19 protein-coding genes and 1 pseudogene are annotated in these 21,370 nt (G+C 73.3%); 11 read left to right on the top strand and 9 right to left on the bottom strand.

From position 1 onward, the window contains the following. Positions 1 to 24: 24 nt before the first annotated feature. Positions 25 to 639, bottom strand: a complete 615-nt coding sequence (locus tag ACZ6Z8_RS11410; protein WP_465608503.1) for a TetR/AcrR family transcriptional regulator — start codon at positions 637 to 639, stop codon at positions 25 to 27. Positions 640 to 829: 190 nt separating this feature from the next. On the opposite strand from ACZ6Z8_RS11410, the gene ACZ6Z8_RS11405 reads away from it, so the two are divergent. From ACZ6Z8_RS11405 to ACZ6Z8_RS11395, 3 genes are all read left to right on the top strand, one after another. Then, positions 830 to 2,281 (top strand): amidase, encoded by a 1,452-nt coding sequence (locus ACZ6Z8_RS11405; protein WP_465608501.1) that lies wholly within the window; start codon positions 830 to 832, stop codon positions 2,279 to 2,281. Between the two features lie 114 nt (positions 2,282 to 2,395). After that, positions 2,396 to 2,650 carry a hypothetical protein gene (locus ACZ6Z8_RS11400; RefSeq protein WP_465608499.1) on the top strand — a complete coding sequence of 85 codons (255 nt, stop codon included), beginning with the start codon at positions 2,396 to 2,398 and terminating at the stop codon, positions 2,648 to 2,650. A gap of 165 nt (positions 2,651 to 2,815) precedes the next feature. Next, entirely contained in the window at positions 2,816 to 3,142 is a 327-nt protein-coding gene (locus tag ACZ6Z8_RS11395) for a PadR family transcriptional regulator (RefSeq protein ID WP_465608497.1), read from the top strand. Between the two features lie 408 nt (positions 3,143 to 3,550). On the opposite strand, the gene ACZ6Z8_RS11390 is transcribed toward ACZ6Z8_RS11395, so the two are convergent. Further along, a complete protein-coding gene (locus ACZ6Z8_RS11390; RefSeq protein WP_465608496.1) occupies positions 3,551 to 5,992 on the bottom strand; it encodes a bifunctional serine/threonine protein kinase/MFS transporter in 2,442 nt (813 codons plus the stop codon). A 235-nt stretch (positions 5,993 to 6,227) separates the two neighbouring features. Between ACZ6Z8_RS11390 and ACZ6Z8_RS11385 the strand changes: the two genes are divergently transcribed. Further along, positions 6,228 to 6,794, top strand: coding sequence for a Uma2 family endonuclease (locus ACZ6Z8_RS11385; RefSeq protein WP_465608494.1), 567 nt, complete (start codon positions 6,228 to 6,230; stop codon positions 6,792 to 6,794). A gap of 135 nt (positions 6,795 to 6,929) precedes the next feature. On the opposite strand, the gene ACZ6Z8_RS11380 is transcribed toward ACZ6Z8_RS11385, so the two are convergent. Further along, entirely contained in the window at positions 6,930 to 8,087 is a 1,158-nt protein-coding gene (locus tag ACZ6Z8_RS11380) for a C40 family peptidase (RefSeq protein WP_465608493.1), read from the bottom strand. Positions 8,088 to 8,315: 228 nt separating this feature from the next. Here ACZ6Z8_RS11380 and ACZ6Z8_RS11375 point away from each other — a divergent pair, with 228 nt between their 5' ends. Beyond that, the gene (locus ACZ6Z8_RS11375; protein WP_465608491.1) at positions 8,316 to 9,071 is read left to right on the top strand and encodes a hypothetical protein; all 756 of its coding nucleotides are present in this window, start codon (positions 8,316 to 8,318) and stop codon (positions 9,069 to 9,071) included. 58 nt (positions 9,072 to 9,129) lie between these two features. Here the strand turns inward: ACZ6Z8_RS11375 and ACZ6Z8_RS11370 are convergent, their stop codons facing one another. The 3 genes from ACZ6Z8_RS11370 to ACZ6Z8_RS11360 form a co-directional block, all read right to left on the bottom strand. Next, a complete protein-coding gene (locus ACZ6Z8_RS11370) occupies positions 9,130 to 9,675 on the bottom strand; it encodes an RNA polymerase sigma factor (RefSeq protein WP_402821779.1) in 546 nt (181 codons plus the stop codon). A 151-nt stretch (positions 9,676 to 9,826) separates the two neighbouring features. Further along, a complete protein-coding gene (locus ACZ6Z8_RS11365) occupies positions 9,827 to 10,510 on the bottom strand; it encodes a M15 family metallopeptidase (protein ID WP_465608489.1) in 684 nt (227 codons plus the stop codon). A gap of 67 nt (positions 10,511 to 10,577) precedes the next feature. Next, complete coding sequence (locus ACZ6Z8_RS11360; protein WP_465608487.1) at positions 10,578 to 13,703, bottom strand: AfsR/SARP family transcriptional regulator; 3,126 nt, start codon at positions 13,701 to 13,703, stop codon at positions 10,578 to 10,580. A 218-nt stretch (positions 13,704 to 13,921) separates the two neighbouring features. Here ACZ6Z8_RS11360 and ACZ6Z8_RS11355 point away from each other — a divergent pair, with 218 nt between their 5' ends. The 5 genes from ACZ6Z8_RS11355 to ACZ6Z8_RS11335 all read left to right on the top strand — a co-directional run bounded on the left by ACZ6Z8_RS11355 (position 13,922) and on the right by ACZ6Z8_RS11335 (position 18,381). Next, positions 13,922 to 14,317: an SH3 domain-containing protein gene (locus tag ACZ6Z8_RS11355; protein ID WP_465608486.1), complete on the top strand. Its 396-nt coding sequence runs from the start codon at positions 13,922 to 13,924 to the stop codon at positions 14,315 to 14,317. A 141-nt stretch (positions 14,318 to 14,458) separates the two neighbouring features. Further along, complete coding sequence (locus ACZ6Z8_RS11350) at positions 14,459 to 14,839, top strand: hypothetical protein (protein ID WP_465608485.1); 381 nt, start codon at positions 14,459 to 14,461, stop codon at positions 14,837 to 14,839. 305 nt (positions 14,840 to 15,144) lie between these two features. Continuing rightward, positions 15,145 to 15,678, top strand: coding sequence for a hypothetical protein (locus tag ACZ6Z8_RS11345; RefSeq protein WP_465608483.1), 534 nt, complete (start codon positions 15,145 to 15,147; stop codon positions 15,676 to 15,678). Positions 15,679 to 15,832: 154 nt separating this feature from the next. After that, positions 15,833 to 17,107 (top strand): alpha/beta hydrolase family protein, encoded by a 1,275-nt coding sequence (locus ACZ6Z8_RS11340; RefSeq protein ID WP_465608481.1) that lies wholly within the window; start codon positions 15,833 to 15,835, stop codon positions 17,105 to 17,107. Positions 17,108 to 17,391: 284 nt separating this feature from the next. Further along, positions 17,392 to 18,381, top strand: coding sequence for an aldo/keto reductase (locus ACZ6Z8_RS11335; RefSeq protein WP_465608479.1), 990 nt, complete (start codon positions 17,392 to 17,394; stop codon positions 18,379 to 18,381). Positions 18,382 to 18,767: 386 nt separating this feature from the next. Here the strand turns inward: ACZ6Z8_RS11335 and ACZ6Z8_RS11330 are convergent, their stop codons facing one another. Continuing rightward, positions 18,768 to 19,769: an ABC transporter substrate-binding protein gene (locus ACZ6Z8_RS11330; RefSeq protein WP_465608477.1), complete on the bottom strand. Its 1,002-nt coding sequence runs from the start codon at positions 19,767 to 19,769 to the stop codon at positions 18,768 to 18,770. Positions 19,770 to 19,888: 119 nt separating this feature from the next. Between ACZ6Z8_RS11330 and ACZ6Z8_RS11325 the strand changes: the two genes are divergently transcribed. After that, the gene (locus ACZ6Z8_RS11325) at positions 19,889 to 20,530 is read left to right on the top strand and encodes a TetR/AcrR family transcriptional regulator (RefSeq protein ID WP_465608475.1); all 642 of its coding nucleotides are present in this window, start codon (positions 19,889 to 19,891) and stop codon (positions 20,528 to 20,530) included. 116 nt (positions 20,531 to 20,646) lie between these two features. Here the strand turns inward: ACZ6Z8_RS11325 and ACZ6Z8_RS11320 are convergent. Then, positions 20,647 to 20,787: pseudogene (locus ACZ6Z8_RS11320) on the bottom strand (IS701 family transposase); the annotation flags it as partial. A 113-nt stretch (positions 20,788 to 20,900) separates the two neighbouring features. Continuing rightward, the coding region (locus ACZ6Z8_RS11315) for a helix-turn-helix domain-containing protein (protein ID WP_465608473.1) at positions 20,901 to 21,370 on the bottom strand (470 nt) is incomplete at its 5' end.

Here is a 21,370-nt window from a genome sequence, read left to right as displayed (position 1 = left end):
GGGCGTCCCGGCGCCCTGAGCCCCTCAGCGGGCGGTCGGGGCGGGCGTTCCGGCCCGGCCGACGATCCCCTCGACGATCCGCATCAGGCGCTCGCCCGTCCGGTCGATGCTGCCGTTCTGCTTGCTGACCTGGGCTCCTTCGAGGAGGAAGGTGATCTCGGCCGCGGTCTGTTCGGGGTCGGGCAGCCCGGCGCGCGCGCACATGTCGACCAGCCGGCGGGTCTGGCGCTCCTTGTGCTGTTCGATCACCTGCCGTGCGGGGTGGGCGCGGTCCGGCAGCTCGGCGATGGAGTTGATGAAGGGACAGCCCCGGTGCGAGACCGCCGGCAGCCCCTCGGCGATGAAGCGGGCGAGGCCGAGGATCTGCTCCCGGGGCCGGCCGGGATGCTCGGCCTCGACCCGGTCGAACGCCGCCTGGTAGTCCGCGGCGACGATCCGCAGCCACTCGGCGACCAGTTCGTCCTTGGTCTCGAAGTGGCGGTAGATCGCCATCTTGGTGGTCTCGGCCTTCTCGGCGATCGCCTGGACGCCCACGCGCCGGATGCCCTCGCTCTGGAAGAGCTCCTCCGCGGCGTCGAGGATGCGCTCACGGGGCGGCAGTTTCGCCACCCGGCTCGGTCGTCTGGCGGGCGATGTCATGGCGGGCGATGTCATGGCGGTTGGGGCCTCCGGTCGCTCGCGGGTCTTCCGCTTCCCGCTCTTGCTGTTCCCTCTGATCTTCCTGCTACGGTACCAGTCCGTTCCACGCGATACCGATCGGTATCGCTGGAGATTGATCGGTATCGACAGTGACTGGTCGGTATCGTTCTCCGATGCAAGGAGTGACCCAGTGGACGTCAAGGAGTACGTGGGCTTCGACGCGGTCGGGCTCGCCGAACTCATCGCCCGGGACCAGGTGACCCCCGCCGAGGTGGAGGCGGCCGCGCGGGAGGCCGTACGGGCCGTCGACCCGCAGCTCAACGCCGTCGTGGAGACCTGGCCGGCCGACGACCGGCCCCGCCCCGGCAGCGCGCCGCTGGCCGGGGTCCCCTTCCTGATCAAGGACCTCGGAATCACCATGGCCGGCCGGCGCACCGAGCTCGGCAGCCGCCTCGCGGCCGGGAACGTCGCCGCCGCCGACTCCACCCTGATGACGCGCTTCCGCCGCGCGGGCCTCGTGACCTTCGGACGCACCGCGATCCCGGAGTTGGCCTACAGCACCACGACGGAACCCGCGCTGTACGGCCCGACCCGCAACCCGTGGGACCTCACGCGCAGCGCCGGCGGCTCCAGCGGCGGCGCGGGCGCGGCCGTCGCCGCCGGGATCGTGCCGCTCGCGCACGCCACCGACGCGGCGGGGTCGATCCGCGTCCCCGCCGCCTACAACGGCCTGTTCGGACTGAAGCCGACCCGTGGCCGCATACCCGTCGGCCCCGACGTCGACGAGATCTTCAACGGCCTGGCCGTGCAGGGCGGCGTCAGCCGCACCGTGCGCGACAGCGCGCTCCTGCTCGACCTGGTCAGCGGCCCGGCGGCGGGTGACCCCTACGTCGCCCCGGAGCCGCCCCGGCCGTACGCGCAGGAGGTCTCCCGGGACCCGGGCTCCCTGCGGATCGGTGTCCTCGCCCAGCCGTGGGGCGGGCACCGCACCACGGCACCCGTGGCCGAGGCGCTGTCGCGCACCGTGCGCCTGCTGGAGTCCCTCGGCCACCGGGTGGAACAGGCCCAAGCCGAACTCGGCGTCGACTGGGAGGAGTTCGTCCTGGCCAACGCCCGCCAGTGGACGGTGAACCTCACCGCGTGGATCGACGAGCTGGCCGCCGCCTCCGGCCGGCCGGTCGACTTCTCGACCCTCGAACCGCCGGTCCTCGCCAGCTACCACTACGGGCGGCAGGTCACCGGCACCGAGCTCGTGACCGCCCTGGCCGTCCGCAACCGGGTCTCCCGGAGCCTGGCACGGTCCTTCGACGCGTACGACGTCCTGCTCACCCCGACCGTGCCGGACCTCCCCGTGCCCCTGGGCACCCACGGCCGGGGAGCGGAGACGCTGGACGGCCTCGGCTGGCTCCGCCGGCTCCTCGACCTCTCGCCCTTCACCGCGGTGTTCAACGTGGCGGGCACGCCCGCCATGTCGGTGCCGGTGACGGCCGACCCCGGCACGGGGCTCCCGGTCGGCATGCAGTTCGCCGCCGGCTACGGGCGCGAGGGCCGCCTCTTCCGCCTCGCCGGGCAACTCGAACAGGCCGCCCCGTGGTCGGACCGCACCCCCACGGTGTGGGCGGGGGACCATCCGGCCCGCTGAGGCCGCCCCGCGGGGCTGAGCGCCCCACCCCGGACCGCCCGACGACTCCGACGGGGCCGTCGGGACAGGCACCGAGTTCGACGATGATCGCCAACGCTGACTACCCTTCCGGGGATGTGGACAGCCTTTGCCGTGGTCGCGGGTCTTCTGGGTTCGATCAACCTCGTGCAGGTCTTCACCGGGCGTCAGTTGGTCCGGCCGTCGGCCAGCCGACGCTCCGCGCTTGAGATCCGCCGGCAGTCGGCCGCCGCAGCCGTCATGATGCTCGGCGCGTTCCTCGTCGGGCTGCGCATGTTCTGGGGTGCTCTGTTCATGGTGATCGGCTACGTGGCGCTCCAGCTCGTCCGCAAGCGCGCACCGAAACACTGAAAGCGGCAACGGTGGCTGTGGGCGCGAGGCCCCGGGGCGGCGGCCGGGCACGGACGTGTCCGGCCGCCGCGTCCGGCATGTCCCGCACTCCCACTGCCCGGTGCTACCGTGCAGCAGTACTCGGTAGCACACAGTACCGCCAGCGCTGAGGAGCGAGCACCCGCGATGGACGACCTGACGGAGATGTTGAAGGGCACGCTCGAAGGGTGCGTGCTCGAAATCATCGGCAGCGAGGAGACCTACGGGTACGCCATCACCCGCCGGCTGAACGAACTCGGCTTCACCGACGTCGTCGAGGGGACGGTGTACACCATCCTGCAGCGGCTGGAGCGGAACCAACTCGTCCAGGTCACCCGACGGCCGTCCGGGGTCGGTCCGCCGCGCAAGTTCTACGCGCTGAACGACGCCGGACGCGAGCAGCTCGCGAGGTTCTGGGCGAAGTGGCAGTACGTCTCGTCACGCATCGACAGGCTCAGGGAGGGCGCGAGCTGAGGTCCCGGTCGGACGGGAACCGACCGCCCGCCGGCTACAGCTCCGCGGTCCAGGGGTGCCCCGGGTGGCGCCGCGTTCGCGGGCCGTGCGGACGTAGGCGGACGTGGCGGCCGAGTAGCGCCTGAAGTCGTAGGCGACGACGAGGTCGTGGGGTGCGAGGTCGAGGAGGGAGCGGGCTCGTTCGTGTGCGGGTCCGGGAACCAGCCGCACCTCCGGGCGCAGTGCGCCCAGCTGTCGGACCAGGTAGTCGGCGGCCAGTTCGCTGAGCGGTCCGCCCAGCGCCCTGGCGCTCACCGCTCCCGGCTCCGCCCCGGCGACGGGCGCGCCCTCGCTGACGGGTCCCTCCCGCGGCTGACCGCCGGTGGTGCGGGCCGGATTCCGGGCCCCCGGCCCCGAACGGCCGCCGGGTCAACGCCCGAGGCCGGCCTCCGCACCGCCCGGGACCGGGGCCTCGCCCGGCAGCGTGACACCGGCGAGCACCGCGGCGAGGAGCAGGCAGACCGCGGCCCACCACGGCGGGACCCCGGTGTCGGCGTACAGCACCGAGGTCCCGACGCCCTGCCCCACGAACTGCGCCGCGACGAGGGCACCCGACACCGCACCGGCCCGCCGGGGGACGGCGGTCCCGGCCGCGAAGGAGAACAGCGGCAGGAAGGCGACGCCGGCGCCCAGCCCCGCGACGGCCGTACCGACCGGCAGGACGATGTCCGACTGCCCGCTCTCCAGGGCGAGAATCCCCACGCCCATGCCGAGCACGGTCACCAGCAGGCCCGTCACGACCAGGACGCGGGGCGAGGTCCCGCGGCGCCGTAGGCGGGGGCCGACCAGGGCGACGCCGACGGCGGTCGCGACGGCCATCAGCAGCATCGGCAGACACGCCCGCGGGCCCGAGTAGCCGGACGCGCGGTACACCATGCCGGTCAGCATCGGCAGCAGGCAGAGCAGGCCGACACCCGTGAGGGCCGCGACCAGCAGGCCGCCCGGGCGGCCACGGCCCTTGACCGCGTCCGGCGGCAGGAGCGGGTCCTTCGCCGCCGCCTGCTGCCACCGGAAGAGCATGGACAGGACGAGGCCGGCGGCGCTCAGGGAGACCATCCAGGGGCCCAGCCAGGCCTGGCCGAGCCCCGCGAGCAGGACGGCGGGGCCGAGGCCTCCGAGCAGCGTGCCGAGCGGGTCGAAACGGACACCGGTGCGGCCCCGGGGGTCCCGCGGCAGGGCCGGGACGCCGAGCAGGGCGGCCAGCGCGGCGGCCGCGCCGACGAGCAGGAGTACGTCCATGCCCGCGAACTGGGCGACGAGCAGCCCCGCCACCGAACCGCCGACACCGGTCGAGGCGTACACCGCGAGGGTTCGGTTCCGTTCCTGTGGTCCGGTGGAACCGTCGGCCGTGACGGCGAGCGAGGCGGCCAGGACGAGCGCAGCGAAGCCCCCTTGGAGGGCGGGCACCAGGATCCGCAGCGGGGCGGAGCCCATGCCGGTCGTGTAGCCGAGCAGGCAGGCCGCCGGGAGACCCACCAGCCCGACCGCCAGGGTCCGCCTGCGTCCCGCGATGTCCGCGAGGTGGCCGCCGGGCAGGAGCAGCGCGGCGAACGCCACGGCGAAGGCGGAGAACCCCGGGCTCCGGTAGAAGAAGTGGGAGTGGGAGGCCGCGGCGAACCAGATCCCGTACACCGTCCCGAGCGCCACCGCCAACTGCGCCGTCGCGACGACCGCCTGGCCGCTGCGGCGGCGCGGCGACGGGTCGGGGGTGGCGGCCGGGGCGGAAACGGGAGTACGGGCGTGGACGTCGTGGGCGGGGGCCGTCGGCGTGTAGGCGGCCGCTCCGGCGGGCACTTCGGCCCGCGTCGACATCGACGGAACCGGAAGCGGGGCCGGGAGCGGGGCCGGGAGCGGGGCCGGGGGTGCCGGGGCGGGCGTGTCGGTCCGGGCTTCGGGGACGTCGCTCCGCGGGGCCGGGACGTAGTCCAGCAACTGGGCGGCGTGGCGGCCGAGCTGGGCGAGGATCTCACCGGGCAGCCACACGCCGCCCTCGTCCCCGCCGGTGCGGGCCGAGATCTGCGCCGGGGTGGGCCGCCGGGTCGGGTCCTTGTCCAGGCAGGCGCGCACGAGCTCGTCCAGGGAGGCCGGGACGCCGGTCAGGTCGGGTTCCTCCTCGGCGATCCGGAAGAGGTGGGCGTTCAGACTGACGTCGGCGGCACCGAAGAGGAGGCGCCCGGTGGCGGCGTACACGAGGACGGCGCCGAGGCAGAAGACGTCACTGGCGGGGGTGAGTTCGAGGCCCCGGACCTGTTCGGGGGACATGAAGCCGGGCGAGCCGATCAGCATGCCGGTGCGGGTGAGCAGGCTGTCACCCACGAGGCCGTCCATGGCCCGGACGATGCCGAAGTCGATGAGCCGCGGCCCGTCCACGGTCACCAGCACGTTGGACGGCTTGAGGTCCCGGTGGATCAGGCCCGCGCTGTGGACGGCCCGCAGGGCGAGGGCCAGCCGGTCGGCGAGGACCCGGACCGAGTGTTCGGGCAGCGGGCCGAAGTCCTCGGCGACGACCGTGGCCAGGCTCGGCCCGGGGACGTACTGGGTGGCCACCCAGGGCACGTCGGCCCCGGTGTCGGCGTCCAGGACGTCCGCGGTCCAGCTCCCGCCCACCCGCCGGGCCGCCGCCACCTCGCGGGCGAACCGCCTGCGGAACTCGCCCTGTGCGGCGTACTCGGCCTGGACGACCTTGACCGCGACCGTGCGGCCGGCCTCGGAGCGGCCGAGGTAGACCAGCCCCATGCCGCCGGCGCCCAGCCGGGCGATGAGGCGGTAGGGGCCGATGTGGTGGGGATCTCCGGCGGTCAACTGGTCCACGCCAGGAATGTAGCGGAGCCGGGTCGGCGCGGGTGCGGGAACAGCGGGCTCCGGCCGGTCGGGCCCGGCCGAGCGGACGGGCACCTGCGCGTCACTGTTCGCTCCACCGATGGGGAGGTGACCGGAGGTGACAGCTAGTAACGTTACTGGGGCCCTTGCCGCGCTCGCACTGCGGCGTGCCGGGGTTGCCACTGGACCCGTTCCGAGCACTGAGATCCGGACAGGAGAGCAGCAGGTGAGCACGGCGCACGCCGGCCCGGGTGACTACAGCCAGGTGCCGAATCCGGAGCAGGCGCTGAAGTACGCGATTCAGCACATCGCGGGTGACCGCGTGGAGATCGTCGAGGGAGTCATCACCCCCGTGTCACCTTCCTGGGCCCACGAGACCGCCGTGGACCTGATCCGTGAACAGATCGGGCCCCGCATGCGTGAACTCGGCCTGCGCGCCGGCTCGGGAAACCTCGACCTGCCCGGCACGGAGAACTACTACGTCCCCGACCTTGCCGTGGTACCCGCCGAACTCGCGAAGACAGAAGGGGCACTCCTTCCCGACCAGACCGTGCTCGTCGTCGAGGTGACCTCGCCGTCGAACGGCGACACCGACCGCACCGCCAAGCGTCGGCGCTACTCCCAGTTCGGCGCCCCCGTGTACCTCCTGGTCGACCGGCAGGAACGCACCTGCACCCTCTTCTCCCAGCCGGGCCGGCTCGGCTACACCCTGGTCGAAGGTCCCCACCCCTTCGGTACCCCGCTGCAGCTGCCGCCGCCGTTGAACACCGAACTCGACACGGCGGGATTCTGAGGCCCACCCGGCCCACTCGGTCCGTCCGGCCCACCCGGCCCACCCGTCCAACAGGGCCCACAGGGCGCGACGCCGGCGGGCACGGGGCGGAACACCCCGGTGCGGCGGGCGCCGCCGCACCGGGGGCGGTCGGGCTCAGCAGGTGGGCACCCCGGGCAGCCAGGCCGGGCCCTTGATGTAGATGTTGGTCATCCAGGAGCCGTCGGTGAGCCGGGACCAGGCGTCGTTGGTGTAGCCGTCGGCGGTCACCGTCTGGGCGTGGGCCTGGCAGACCACGTTGACGGTGGTGGGCTGCGGGAAGTAGTCGACCACCCCGGCGTTCACGTTGGCCTCGGAGTGGGTGCGCACCGCGGTGCCCCAGGTCTGGAACGCCTTGCTGCCGCCGCTCGGCGGCGGTGTGGAGGTGCCGCCGCAGTCCGGGACGCCGGGCAGCGACGCCGGGCCCTTGATGTAGATGTTGGTCATCCAGGAGCCGTCGGACAGCCGGGACCAGATGTCGTTGGTGTAGCCCTCCGCGGTGACCAGCTCGGCGTGCTCCTGGCACATCACCGACACCTGGCCGGGGCCGGGGAAGGTGTCCACGACGGACGAGCCGACGCTGGGCGAGGAGTGGGTGCGCACTCCGGTGCCCCAGGTCTCGAAGGTGGTGCCGCCGTTGGCGGGCGGGGGCGGCACCGTACCGGAGCCGTCGATCCGGACGGCGCCCGCGTAGTCGCCGCCGGTGCGCACCGGCGTGACCCGGATGTGGGTGCCCGACTCGTAGGCCTCGACCATCTGTCCGGCGCCTATGTAGACGGCGACGTGGTGGATGTGGCCGCTGCCCCAGAACATCAGGTCGCCGGGGAGGAGGGGCGCCGAGCCCTGGGCCGCGGAGAACCGGGCCGACGCGTGGGAGGTGTGGAACTGGTCGTCGGCCGTGCCGTTGAGCAGGTCGCGGCCGGTCGCCTGGGCGTAGGCGAAGCGGGACAGCCCGGAGCAGTCGAAGCCCTTGCGCTCGTTGTCGTGGAGGCTCGCGGGGTCGACGCCGTCGTAGTAGCCGTAGCTGGCGCCGGGAGTGGCGCCGTGGCCGCCGCCCCAGCTGTACCAGACGCCGAGCTGGCTGCAGGCGGCCCGGACGGCGGCCTCGGCCGTGGCCGACGCGCCCGGGGCGAGGACGTCGCAGGCGGCCTGGGCGGACGCGGGGGCGGCCGACGCGGCGGACGCGGTCAGGGGCAGGGCGGCGGAGAGGGCCAAGGCGGCGACGACGGCCAGCGAGCGGCCGGCGGTGTGGCGCGTTCTGGTGGTTGTGTTCACGGGTGCACGTCCTCGGTCGGCGGGGTGTCACCGCGGGGACTGCGCGGGGGAGTTGGCGGTATGCCCCGCATTCAGTGATGTGCGTCACAGCCCTGGGCGGGAGAAGCGGTCATACCCGCTCCGTCCGGCCGCCGTCCCCCGGGTGGCCCGCCGTGCGCGGCGCGGGCCCGCGTCAGCCGGCCCGTCTCAGCCGGCGCAATGTCAGTCAGCCCGTGTCAGGAGAGTGCTGTGTCCCGCTTCCCGTCCTTCCGCCGTTCCGCCGCCGTTCCCGCCGCCGTGGTCGTCGCCGCCACGGCCGTCCTGCTGGCCACCGCCCCGGTGGCGGAAGCCCGGCCGGCCGCCGCCCCGGCCGGCCGCTACTACCACACCTGGGCCACCGACGTGAACGTCCGTGTCAGCGACGCCGATCCGAACACCTGCGGACGCCACCCGTCCGTCGCCAACTGCCCCGACGTGCGCGAACGCCTCCAGCCGGGCTCGCAGTTCTACGTCTACTGCCAGGGCCCCGGGCAGGTCGTGGGAGGCAACCCGTACTGGCTGATGATCAACACCGACCGGTCGACGGGATGGCTGGCGAGCTACTACGTCGCCTACCCGGACAACCGGCTTCCCGACGTTCCGGACTGCCCCGGCATGAGCGGTGCGAGCCGTGCGACGGACGTGAGCCGTGCGACGGACGTGAGCGGCGTGACGGATGTGAGCGGCGTGACGGACGTGAGCAGTGCGCCCACGCTCGGCCCGTACAGCGTCACCGCCTACGAGACCGTCAACATCCGCACCGGTCCGAACACGTCCTCCCGGGCCTTCGACCAGATCCTGGCCGGGGAGACCCGTACGGACGCCCTCTGCTGGACCCACGGCGAGACCGTCCGGGACCATGGCTACACCAACGACGTGTGGATCGGCTTCACCGAGGGGTGGGCCAGCGCGGTCTACCTGAAGGGGAACCAGTACGCGGGGCTGCCGGCCGGCGCGAGGTGCTGAGACGGCAGCGTGGTGGGGGCGGGGGTCCGGCGCCCCTCCCCCACCCCGTCGCCCCCGGTCAGCGGGCCCGGAGGTCGGCCAGCGCGGCCCGCATCTTGGCGAGGCCGCGCATCCGGTTGCGCTGGACCGTTCCCCGGTGCGCGCCCAGCCGTTCCCCGGCCGCGTCGTGGCTGAGCCCCTCCAGGTCCACCAGGATCACCGCGGCCGCCTCCTTCGGCGACAGCAGGGTGAGCAGCGCCAGCGCCGCGCACCTGGTCTCGCAGCGCTCGATTCCGCCGTCCCAGCCCGGTTCCGGCAGCCGGCCGGTGGCCGTCTCCCGGCGGGAGGGCCGCTGCCAGGAGTCCCGCAGCAGGTTGAGCGCGGTCGCCGAGGCGTAGGCGTACGGGTGCTGCTGGACGGTGAGGGTGCGTCGCCTGGCCCGGTGGGAGAGGCGCAGGTAGGTGTCCTGGAGCAGGTCGTCCGCGTCGTGCGGATTGCCGGTCAGGGCCAGCAGCCGCCGGCGCAGCCGGGGCATGACCTCGGTGAAGACGGCGTCGAACTCGGTGGAGTCCATGACGTCGAGCGGACGGTCGAGGACGGTGTCACAGGGCTTGGCGATGCTCATCGGACGGTTCCCCCAGGTGCACGCGGTGTCGCTGGTCGGTTGGGCGCGGCTGCTGCGGTGGCCGGTCGGGGGCAGGGGCGCCGGCCGGTCGTGCGGACGGACTCGGGGCGGACGGACGGGAAGTGGGCGGACTGGGCGGGGGCGGACCCGCTCAGGCCGATACGGCGGAGGCCCCCGTCCCGAGCGGCGGCTCCACGGGACCGTAGCGGGCGGACCCCCGCCCGGTCAGCAGTGCCCAGTACCGGTCCCCGTAGGACCAGTGCCACCACTCCGTCGGGTAGTTGACGAATCCGGCGGACGCCAGCGCCCGCCGCATCGTCGCGCGGTGGGCCCGGGCGGTGGCGTCGATGCCCGGCGCGTCCGTGCGGCACGCCTGGTCGCTCTCCTCCGGGGTCGCGTTCACCTCGGTGCCCAGGGGCAGTTCGGTGCCGTCCTCGGTGGCCAGGGTCAGGTCGACCGCGCCGCCGCTGACGTGCGGGGCGACCTCGGGCGGCGAGATGTAGGCGCTGGCCAGCTCCCGGATCCGGGCCGGGGAGGCGTCGGGGTGCGCGGCCCGCAGGGTCGCCGAGTAGGCCTCGAAGTAGGTGCGCTGGAGCCCCGGCGGACGGTACCCCTCGACCACCAGGAACCGTGTCCCCGGCGGGAGTGCGCGCTGGGCCAGGAGCAGCCTGTCGAGGACGCCGGACCGCAGTCGGGCGTAGGCGCCGGGTCCGTCGGCCTTCCGGCTGTCGAGCAGCAGCTCCGGTGCGTCCCTGAGGTCGACGAGCGGCTCCCCGCAGTCGTCCAGCGGGACGGCCGCCACGCGGGGGTCGGCGAGGGTGATGATGTCGGTCACACACCGATGCTCACGGGGGCCTCTGCAGATTCCCTGCAGATCCTCTGCACGCCCCCGGCAGCACCCTTCAGCGGCGTCCCTCCCACGCCTCCCTGCTGCCGAAGGCCAGGAAGGCGGCGTGCGCCTGACGTCGGGCGCGCTCGGCGTCCGAGCGGTGGCCGTGCGCCGTGTGCACCTGGGCCAGGTCGCGCAGGGTACGGGCGCGCCAGAGTGGCAGGGCGAGCTGCTCCCAGAGGGCGAGCGCCTCCCGCAGCGGGGCCTCCGCGCCGTCCGGGTCCCCCGCCGCGAGGTGCCACTCGCCCCGGGTGCGCAGCACCAGGGCCTCGCCGAAGCGGTCCCGCCGCTCCCGGGCCACGGTCAGGCAGCGGCCGAGCCGCTGGTCCGCCCGGTCGAGCAGGCCCTGCCTCAACTCGACCTTGGCCAGCGCCTGTTCGGTGTACATGAGGCCGAAGGAGTCGTCGAGGGCGGTGAAGAGGCGCAGCGCCTCCGTGAGCAGGCCGGTGGCGCCGCTGAGCGCGCCGCGGGCCCGCTCGCACAGGGCGAGGGAGCGCAGGGTGATGGCCTCGCCGTGACGGTCGCCGAGCCGCCGGAACAGTTCCAGGGACCGGGTGAGCACCTCCCGGGACTGGTGGTCGCGGCCCTGCTCGCGGTGGACGTAGCCGATCCCGGAGAGGGCGCGGGCCAGACCCGCGTCGTCGCCGAGCGTCTCGTACCGTTCCCGGGCGGCGGTGAGCGCTTCGGACGCCTCGCCGAACCGGGCCTGTTCGCGGCGGATGGTGCCGATGGCGACCAGGGCGGCGGCGCTGCCCCGCAGCGCGTCGCGCGCGGAGCCGTCCGGTGGCCCGCCGGTGCCGTCGACGGCCGGCGTCCGCCCGTCGAACAGGAGCCGCGCACGGTCCAGGAGGGCGTACGCCTCCTCGAACCTGTCCTGTTCATACCGGAGTTGGCCGAGGCCGACGAGCAGCCAGGCCTCGCCCTCGCCGTCCCCCTCGCGACGCACCGCGTCCAGGGCGACGGTGTGGGTCTGCGCCCACACGTCGAACCGGTTGTACAGCGCTGCGGAACTGGCGATCAGGGCGCCCGCCAGTTCGCGCGCGGCCCGGGTCATGCCCTGGGCCGCACAGTGGTGAACGGCGGCGACCAGACAGCCCTGTTCGGCGGAGAACCAGGCGGCGGGCCGGGACAGCAGCCGGTCCTGCACCGCGGGGTCGAGGCGGTACTCCGGGCGGGGTGGCGGCGGCAGCCAGGAGACCCCGCCCGGCCCCTCGACGGCCGCACGGTCGGCGAGCGTGAGCCAGCAGGCGGCCAACCGCCTTACCGCGCGCCGGCGTTCGGCCGGATCCTCCTCGGCCAGACAGCGCTCGCGGGCGTGCTCCCGGACGAGGTCGTGGATCCGGTAGCGGTTCTCGCCGGTGCCGTCGGTGCCGAGCGCCTCGATCAGGTGGCAGTCGACGAGCCGTTCGACCGCTTCCTCCGCCTCCCTGGTGTCGATGCCGAGGAGCGGCGCGGCGATCCAGGCGGCGAAGTCGGGCAGGTCCAGGAGCGCGAGGCGGCGCAGCGCCCGGCGTTCGGGCGGGTCGAGTTCGGCGTAGCCCAGTTCGAGGCCGGTGCGCACCTCCAGGTCGCCGGCGCGGAGTTCGTTGAGGCGGCCGCGCTCGTCGCGCAGCCGGCCGGCGAGCTGTCCGGGGGTCCAGTGCGGTCGGGCGGCCAGCCGGGCGCCGGCAATCCGCAGGGCGAGCGGGAGCTGGCCGCACAGGGAGACGATCTCGTCCAGGTCGCCCGGCCCGGGTTGCGCGCCGGTGCGGCCCGCGACGGTGGTGAGCAGGCGCAGCGCCTCACCGGGGTCGGGCACCGACAGGTCGAGATGGACCGCGCCCTCCAGGGCGGTCAGCCGCCGGCGGCTGGTGACGAGTACGGCCGAGCCGGGGCCGGGGGGCACCAGGGGCCGCAGCCCGGCCTCGCCGGGGGCGTTGTCCAGGATCAGCAGGATCCGGCGGCCGGCGAGCCGGGTGCGGTAGAGGCCGATCAGGTCGTCGGTCCCGGAGCTGGTTCCGGGGTCGACGCCGAGCGCCCGCAGCAGCCGGGTGAGCGCGTCGGCGGTGGACAGCGGGGTGGTGTCGGAGGCGCGCAGGTCGAGGAAGAGCCGGCCGTCGGGGAAGAGGTGCGCCGCGCGGTGGGCGGCATGGACGGCGAGCGTGGTCTTGCCCATGCCGGGGCGGCCGGAGATCACCGCGATGGGCGGTGCGGTGCGGGCGGTGTCGCGCGCCTGGTCGAGCAGGGCGGTGACCCAGCCGACCTGGCGGCTGCGGCCCACGAAGTCGGCGACGTCCGGCGGCAGGAGGGAGGGTGGGCCGACCGGGGGGCCGGGTGGTGCGGAGGAGCCGGGTGGTGCGGAGGAGCCGGGTGGACCGGAGGGGCTCGGCGCGGGGGCTCCGGCGGCGAGCGCGGGGTCGTTGCGCAGCGCGGCGAGGTGCAGCGCGCGCAGTTCGGGGCCGGGGTCGAGGCCGAGGTCGTCGCGGAGGATGTCGCGTCCCTCCTGGAAGACCCGCAGCGCGTCGGGGGCCCGGCCGATGCGTAACAGGGCGGTCATGAGCTGGGCACGCGGCCGTTCGCGCAGCGGATGGGCGGCGACGTGGGAGAGCAGTGGGGCGACGACCTCGACGTCGTGCCGCAGTCGCAGCCGCAGCGCGTAGAGGTGCTCCTGCGCGACGAGGCGCAGCTCCTGCAGCCGGGCCGCCTCGATCCGGGCGAAGGACTGGCCGAGGCCTTCCAGGGCGTCCTGCCCTCGCCACAGGGCCAGGGCCTCGGTGAGCAGGTCGAGCGCCTCGGCGTCGCGTCCCGCGTCCGCGGCCCGTCGTCCGGCCGTCAGCAGCCGCTCGAACCGGTGGGTGTCGACCTGGGCGGGCGCGAGGTCGGCCAGGTAGCCGGGGGCCCGGGTGCGGATCGCGGCGGCGGCGCCGGCCGGTGCCAGGGCGCGCCGGGCGGCGGCGACGTGCGAGGCGACCAGCGCGCCCGCGGTCGCGGGGGCGCTGTCCTCCCAGACGAGGTCCACCAGCCGCGCGGTGGACAGGACCTCACCCAGGTGCACGACGAGCGCGGACAGCAGCGCCACGGGTCTCGAACCGCCCAGGGGCAGACGCCGGCCCTCGTCGTCCCGCACCTCGACCGGACCCAGCAGGCGCACGTCGATCATGGTTCCCCGTCAAGCAGCGATCCGCGCAAGGTCCAGACCACGATATCCGTGGTCCGGGTGCGGGCGTCAAGGATCGGCGGGGCGCCGTCCGCCCCCCTCGCGGTGCGGCGGCGCGCGTCGGGTGTCCCCTCGCACGCCTGCAGGCCGACGGCGCTCATACGGGGCGGACGGGCACCCGGTCAGAGGAGTGACCAGGAGTCACCGAACGAGGAGACGACATGACGAACCCCCTTCGTACGACGGCGCGTTCACTGCGACGCGTGCTCCCGGCCGGCGTCGTCGCGACGGCCGCGGCGCTGCCCCTGCTGGCGCCCGCGCAGGCCCACGCGACCACCACGGACGCCCGGTTGTACGTGTGGGCGACCAATGTGAACGTCCGGGCCTGCGCGGGGACCTCCTGCCCGCCGATCGAGGGCGCGCAGATCGGTCGGCGATGGGTGACGGCCTTCTGCCAGGGTCAGAGCACCGAGGTGGTGGACGGCCCGTACCGCAACAACTGGTGGGTGCAGGTGGACGCGGGCGGTCCGGTCGGGTGGATCAGCGCGGTGTACGTGCGCGGTGGCGACAACGACCGGCCGGTGCCCGGCCTGTCCCTCGAATCCGACTGCCACTGATCCCGGAGGACGGCGGCGCGGACGCTCATACGGGCGGCCCGCCGACGCCGTCCCCCGGTTGACGCGTCCGTTTCCGCCCGTCGACACGACACCGAGAGGGGCACCGCTGTGTCCTGGAAGTCCACGAACCGAAGGTTCTCCGTGCGCGCGCTGTGCGCCACCCTGCTCGGCCTGACGGCCGTGCTGGGGGTGGCGGCGGCTCCCGCGCAGGCCGCCGTCACGACGTCGTCCGTCCACGTCTGGGCCAGCCAGGTGCGGGTGCGCGAGTGCTCGAACACCAGCTGCGGACTGGCCACGCAGGAGCGGCTCACCAACGTCAACGTGCAGGCGTTCTGCCAGCGCTGGGACGGCTACGTCTCCGACGGCTCCTACTACAACCACTACTGGGTGGAGATCGTCACGCCGGGGGGCTGGCTGGGCTGGGTGAGCGCCGTGTACGTCAGCGGCGGCTCCAACGACGGCCCGGTGCCCGGCGTACCGGTCGAGACCAACTCCAGCCCCGTGTACTGCGAGTACCCGTAACCCGAGGGGTGCCCGGCCCGGCAGCCGGAGGTCCTCGGCTGCCGGCCGGCACCGCCCGGTCGGCACCGCCCGGTCGGCACCGCCCGGTCGGCACCGCCCGGTCGGCGTCGTCGCCCGGCCGACGTCGGCCGGCCGACGTCGGCCGGTCCGGCGGGCGCGCGTGTGCCCGCCCTGCGCCGCGGGGCGCACGCCCGGCGTCCGGAGGAGCAAGAGAGCCGCAGTGGCGGCGAAACCGTCCTTCATCCGCCGCTCGCCCTGCCGGAAGGGTAAGTTGACGGCCGGCAACAGCGGGAAGGATCGCCGACATGACCATCGATCAGGCTGCCCTCGGCAGCGCGGTGAAGGCGGTCGTCGCCGCCGCGCGTGCCGATGACCCTGCTGCGCTGTACCGGGCCGTGATGCCGCCGGCCGGCACGGACACGCCTCCGGCCGAGGCCACCGCCTGGTTCGGGTCGCTCGTCATCCACCTGGCACTCACCGCGGCGACCGCGTCGGAGCTGGAGCGGGGCTCTTCCCGGGAGGCCGTCTCGGGGTGGATGGAGGAGGTGCTGGGCCCACTGCCCAGCCCGGCGCGACTGCGCGCCGAGGACCCCGGTCGCATCGACCACGTCGAGGCGGTCAAGGCCGCGGCGGACCACCTGCGGTGCCGCGAGTACGCCGTCGACCTGATCGGGGTGGGCCTGGTCGAGCCGGACGAGGACCCGGACGAGCGAGCCGTCGACGCCCACTGTGCGGTGACGAACGACAAGGACGTGCGGATCGTCGTGATGGCGATGCTCGGTCGCCTCGCCGCCGAACGACGGCCGGACGGAGGCGACGGTGTGCGCCGTCGCCCATGACCGCCCGGGCACGTGAGGTCCCGGAGCAGCGCCGGAACCGTCGTACCCGGGTATCACAGGGGACTTGACACCCCGGTATGACGGAGTCCGGCCCTTCTCGCCCGTACCGTCGCCCCTGCTGGGCGCGAGACGGAAGCGAACGAGGAGGAACGCGATGTACGGGCGAGGACGGGCCGTGGCGGCACTGCTGCTGGCGGCGACGGCGGCCCTGGGCGTGGTCGCCGCACCGGGCGCGGTGGCGGCGCCGGAGCGGGGCACCGGGCGGCAGGCCAGAGCCTGGCTGCCGCAGCCCACCGGGCCGTACCCGGTCGGCACGACGTCCCTGCAGCTCACGGACGACCGCCGGGACGACCCGTGGCAGCCCGGGCGGCACCGCAAGCTGATGATCAGCTTCTGGTACCCGACGACCCGGTCCGCCAGCGGCGACGACCGAGCGCCGTACATGCTCCCCGCCGCCGCCGAGCACTTCGGCAGCGCCGGGAGCGTCGGCCGGCGCGAACACGGCTTCGAGCCGGGCCGCACCGACTGGGCGGGCATCCGCACCCACGCCCGCGCCGACGCGCCCGCCCTCCCCGGCGGCAGGCGTCCCGTCGTGCTGTACTCGGCCGGCTTCGGCGACCCGCGCACCTGGGGCACCGGCCTGGTGGAGGACCTCGCCTCGCGCGGCTACACCGTGGTGACGGTCGACCACACCTACGACGCCTCCGAGGTCGCCTTCCCCGACGGGGACCTCGCGGCCTCCGTCCTCCCCGCCCTGATGGAGCAGCCCGGCGTCGACATGGGCGCCCTCCTGCGCAAGGTCCTGCAGACCCGGGTCGACGACACCCGCTTCGTCCTGGACCGGCTCACCGGGCTGCGCCGCGTTCCGGGCCTGCCGACCGGGCTCGCCGCCTCCCTCGACCTCGACCGGATCGGCATGGTCGGCCACTCCGGTGGCGGCTCCACCGCCCTCCAGGCCATGCACGACGACCCGCGCCTCAAGGCGGGCGTCAACCTCGACGGCCAGCTGCACTTCCCCGGCCCGGACGGGCGGACCGGCGTCCTCCTGCCCAGCGTCGCCCAGGACGGCCTGACCCGGCCCTTCCTGCTCATGGGCACCCAGGCGCCCGACTCGGGCAGCTACCACCAGCAGCCCGGCTGGAACGCCCTGTGGCAGCACAGCACCGGCTGGCACGCCGACGTCACCCTCACCGGCTCCCGCCACGGCTCCTACACCGACGCGCAGTCCCTGCTGCCCCAGCTCGCCCGCCAGGGCGCGATCAGCGGCCCGGACCTGACCGCCGACGTCGGCGACGTCCGCCCGGACCGCGCGGTGCAGGCCACCCGCTCCTACGTCGCGTCGTTCCTCGACCGCTGGCTGCGCGGCCACGACGACCACCTCCTCGACGGCCCCTCGCCGGTCTTCCCCGAGATGGTCCACGAGCGGTGACACGCGCCGGAGCCGTGCGTGGCACACCTGACGGGGGGTACGGCGTGCCCGGAGGACGGGGCCGCCCGGCGAGTCCAGCCCGGCGAGCGGGAGCCCGACGGCATGCCTGCCGCGCGCCGGTCCCCGCGGGGAACCCGCACCGGGCCGTGCCGGTCCGCCGCCGGACGGCGCGGGCCCCGTAGGGTCCTCTCCCAGGACGCGAGGCCCGGCCGGTGCGCCCGGAACGAGGTGGCGGAAGAGCGTCGGGCCGTGCGAAGGACCAACGGAAGGGCTGGCAGGGTCACATGCAACAGCGCAGTCTGCGGGATCTCCAGGTGTCGGCCATCGGCCTCGGCTGCATGGGGATGTCCGCCTTCTACGGCACGGCCGACCAGGACGAGGGCGTCGCGACCATCCGGCGCGCCCTGGAGCTGGGCATCACCTTCCTCGACACGGCGCAGGTCTACGGACCGCTCACCAACGAGTCCCTGGTCGGCGAGGCCGTCCGGGGCCACCGCGACGAGTACGTGATCGCCACGAAGTTCAACTACCGGATGGACGGCGCGGTACCGGGCGACATGTCGACGGTGGGCCGTCAGGACGGCTCCGCCGAGCACGTCCGCAGTTCCGTCCACGGTTCGCTCACGCGGCTCGGCACCGACCGCATCGACCTGTACTACCAGCACCGGGTCGACCCGACCGTGCCCATCGAGGAGACCGTCGGCGCGCTCGGCGAACTGGTCGCCGAGGGCAAGGTGCGCCACATCGGACTGAGCGAGGCGAGCGCGGACACCATCCGCCGCGCCCACGCCGTCCACCCGCTCACCGCCGTCCAGAGCGAGTACTCGCTCTGGACCCGGGACGTAGAGGCCGAGGTGCTCCCCACCTGCCGGGAACTCGGCATCGGCTTCGTGCCGTACTCCCCCCTCGGCCGCGGCTTCCTCGCGGGCCGCTTCAGCTCCCCGGACGAGCTCGACCGGGACGACTTCCGCCGCACCAACCCGCGCTTCACCGAGGCCAACCTGGCCGCCAACCTCCGGCTCGCGGACAAGGTGAAGGAGATCGCCGCGGAGAAGGGCGTCACCCCGGCCCAGCTGGCGATCGCCTGGGTACTGGCCCGCGGCGAGGACCTCGTGCCGATCCCGGGCACCAAGCGCCGCACCTACCTGGAGCAGAACGCGGGCGCGGTCGACGTCGAGCTGACCGACCAGGACCTGGCCCGCATCGACGCCGAGTTGCCCGAGGCGGCCGGCGAGCGCTACGACGAGGAAGGGATGCGGGCGGTGAACCGCTAGTACTGCAACGGTGCTTACCGTGACGAGGCTTCAGCTCTTGGGCTGTGGCCTCGTTTCTTGTCATGGCTGGTCCGGGCCTGTTGCTGGCGTCGGCGGCGCCATCGGGACCAGTGCAGGACGTGGTCGACGCTGCTGCGGGCGGGCCGGGTGAGGTGGGTGACCAGCCGGCGGATCTCGGGGAGAGTGAGGGTCGTCCAGGTCGCACTGACCTTTCGCGCTGTCGGATGCGATGTCGGCGGTAGCGACCGTCGCTTGGATTCCAGCAAAGGCGACACTGCCATCGAGAAGTGCCTGTGTGGTGTCGTAGGGCATGGTGCCCACGCGCAACGCCGGTGCGCTCATTCGGCGGCTCCGTTGTAGTGCGGCACAGGAGGGACAGACAGGGTTCAACGGGTGCCGAGGAAGGCGGGCACGAAGATGTCCTCGGAGGTGAGCAGCCGCTTGGACAGTCCCTGCTCGTGGTGGTAGCGCAGGAACGTGTCGACGGCCTTGCGATTGGCGTCGATGCCGTAGGGCCACCAGTCCTCGCCGAGCAGTGCGCGGTTCTCCGCGAACAGCTCACTGAACCAGGGGGTGATCACCGCCATATGTTGCTTGGCCGCATTGGATCGGTAGTGCTCCTGCACGATCTCCTTGGCCTGGCAAAACGCCCGGTAGACCGCCTCCACCAGGCCGGGCACCTCGGCCAGCTCCCGGCGGATCGCGACGACGTGCATCATCGGGAAGATGCCGGTGCGACGGTAGTAGTCCCGTTCGACCGTCTCGTAGTCGACGAACAACCGCCGGATCTTCTTCGTTGACCCGTTGAGCAGGCTCTGCGGCACATCCACCGACAACAGGGCATCGATTTCCCCCGCTTCGAGCATTGCGGCCAAGGTCTGATCCCCGTCGGTGTGGCGGACGCGCACGGCGTCCGGAACGGGCTGGGGGATCCAGTCGAACGCGGGGATGGGGTGGTCGGTGCCGCCGATCACCCAGTCCATCTGATCAGGCGTCACCCCGTATTCGTCGGCCAGGACGCCCTTCATCCAGACCCCCGGGTCGCTGCCGTAGAGCGCGAACTCGCCGATCGTCTTGCCCGCGAGATCCTCCGGCCGCTCGATCCCGCTGTCGGTGTTCACGAACAGTGCGGAGTGACGGAAGTTGCGGTTCGGGAAGATCGGCAGAGCCAGGAAGGGCGAATCGTCCAGGTCGAAGGTGCGCAGGAAGTAGGTCAGTCCGTACTCGGCGATGTCCAGTTCGCCCTTGGCCATGCGGTGGAACACGTCGGAGATCAGCGGCGAGGTGTCCCAGGTGGTGTCGACACCGTCGATCGAGACCTGCCCGTCGAACAGCGGCTCGGTGTGTTCGTACCGGTAGACACCCACCTTGAGCTTCAGATCGGTCATGACAGGGCTCCTTCGCCTCGCGGACTGCTTACGTGAACGAGCTTTCATTTTTACGGTGCACCCGGGACCCTGCTATCGTCAAGGTGAATGGCCGTTCATTTTCGAAGGAGGGATGGCTCGTGCCACGCATCACCGCCGAACGTCGGGCGGCAAACCGGTCGCAGATCGTGGCGGCGGCCCGTCGCTGCTTCTCGCGCGCCGGCTTCCATCAGACCTCGATGCCCGACATCGCGGCCGAAGCGGGTGTGTCGGTCGGCGCCCCCTACCGCTACTTCGCGAGCAAGGAAGAGATCATTGTCGAGATCGCAGGCGACGCCTTCCGGCTGATGTTCGATCCCCTCGAGAAGTTCGCCGACGCGGCCGACGACGTGACGGTTGCCGACTTGGTCACGGCGGCGATCGACCCGGTGAGCGGTGATGTCGCCGCCGACGGGGCGGCCCAGCCCGTCTTCGTTGATGAGCTGCTGCGCTGTGCCGTCCAGGCGTGGGGCGAGCTACTCCGGCACGAAGGGCTACGGCGGCAGGCCATGGCGGGCTTCGAGGACGTGCGCCAACGCATCGCGGACGCGCTCCGCAACGGCCGGCGGGCAGGCACAGTGCCGCCCGAACTCGACCCAGATCGCGGAGCACGGATCGTGATGGCATTGCTGCACGGATTCGTCCTGCAATACACGGCGTTCGGACTCGACGACACCGCCGGTTTCAAGCACGACGTCCGCGTCGCACTCAGCGGCACCGGACCGCTACATGGCCACCCCTGAACACACGCGTTATTCGGCCCGCAGGGCGCGAGGCTTCTGGGCATGGCACGAGGGAAATGCGTCCTCAGCGGTAATGAGGTATCCATCGAACCTATTGCGGTCCGCTCGGCAGGATGAGGAGCCAGCAGGCCCCGCATGTAGGCCAGCGCCGAATCCCGCGACTCGCTCCGCGCGAACCGGTGAGCAAACCGCTCATGCAGCCCGGCCAGCCCGTCCGACCAGCAACGAGCATCAACTTCGGATATGTCCCCACCCATAAACCGCCCAACGAGCGAACCGACAACCGTCACGGTAAACACCGTTGCAGTACTAGCGCCGGTCCCGGACGGGTCCCGGGCGGACCGGTCGGTGACCGTCCGTCAGGACGGCTTCAAGAACGGAACGTGCGGCGGTAGGTGTCCGGAGGCACGCCGACCGTGCGCTGGAAGTGGCGGCGCAGCGTGGTGGCGGTGCCCATGCCGGTCGCGCCGGCGATCCGCTCGATCCCGTCGTTCGTGGTCTCCAGCAACTCCTGTGCGTGGCGGATGCGTTGGGTGAGCAGCCACTGCAGCGGCGTGGTGCCGGTGACCGCGCGGAAGTGCCGGCCCAGGTGGCGTGAGCTCATCCGGGCCTGCCGGGCGAGGTCCTCGACCGTCAGGGGCTGGTCGAGCCGTTCCAGTACCCACGGGAAGAGCGCGGCGAGCGGGTGGTTCTCCGGGGCGGGCACCGGGGTGGTGACCCACCTGATTCGGGCGCAAGCCCGGTCCTTCAGGGCCGGGATAGCCCGTGCGGCCCGAGGCGCGGAGCGTTCCGGCCTCGGGCCGCAGCGTTTCAAGCTGGCCGTTGCTGCTGCTCGATGTA

This window comes from Kitasatospora sp. NPDC101108 (assembly GCF_055584725.1).
Note: the sequence above shows the minus strand (reverse complement) of the source record. Positions and strands in the feature narration are given on the sequence as shown.

What these genes read in the sequence shown, in the direction of transcription:
- ACZ6Z8_RS11360 (WP_465608487.1), bottom strand. Translation starts at nt 13,703, where the DNA reads ATGATCGACGTGCGCCTGCTGGGTCCGGTCGAGGTGCGGGACGACGAG.
- ACZ6Z8_RS11345 (WP_465608483.1), top strand. Translation starts at nt 15,145, where the DNA reads ATGACCATCGATCAGGCTGCCCTCGGCAGCGCGGTGAAGGCGGTCGTC.
- ACZ6Z8_RS11340 (WP_465608481.1), top strand. Translation starts at nt 15,833, where the DNA reads ATGTACGGGCGAGGACGGGCCGTGGCGGCACTGCTGCTGGCGGCGACG.
- ACZ6Z8_RS11400 (WP_465608499.1), top strand. Translation starts at nt 2,396, where the DNA reads ATGTGGACAGCCTTTGCCGTGGTCGCGGGTCTTCTGGGTTCGATCAAC.
- ACZ6Z8_RS11330 (WP_465608477.1), bottom strand. Translation starts at nt 19,769, where the DNA reads ATGACCGATCTGAAGCTCAAGGTGGGTGTCTACCGGTACGAACACACC.
- ACZ6Z8_RS11370 (WP_402821779.1), bottom strand. Translation starts at nt 9,675, where the DNA reads ATGAGCATCGCCAAGCCCTGTGACACCGTCCTCGACCGTCCGCTCGAC.
- ACZ6Z8_RS11410 (WP_465608503.1), bottom strand. Translation starts at nt 639, where the DNA reads ATGACATCGCCCGCCAGACGACCGAGCCGGGTGGCGAAACTGCCGCCC.
- ACZ6Z8_RS11335 (WP_465608479.1), top strand. Translation starts at nt 17,392, where the DNA reads ATGCAACAGCGCAGTCTGCGGGATCTCCAGGTGTCGGCCATCGGCCTC.
- ACZ6Z8_RS11395 (WP_465608497.1), top strand. Translation starts at nt 2,816, where the DNA reads ATGGACGACCTGACGGAGATGTTGAAGGGCACGCTCGAAGGGTGCGTG.
- ACZ6Z8_RS11355 (WP_465608486.1), top strand. Translation starts at nt 13,922, where the DNA reads ATGACGAACCCCCTTCGTACGACGGCGCGTTCACTGCGACGCGTGCTC.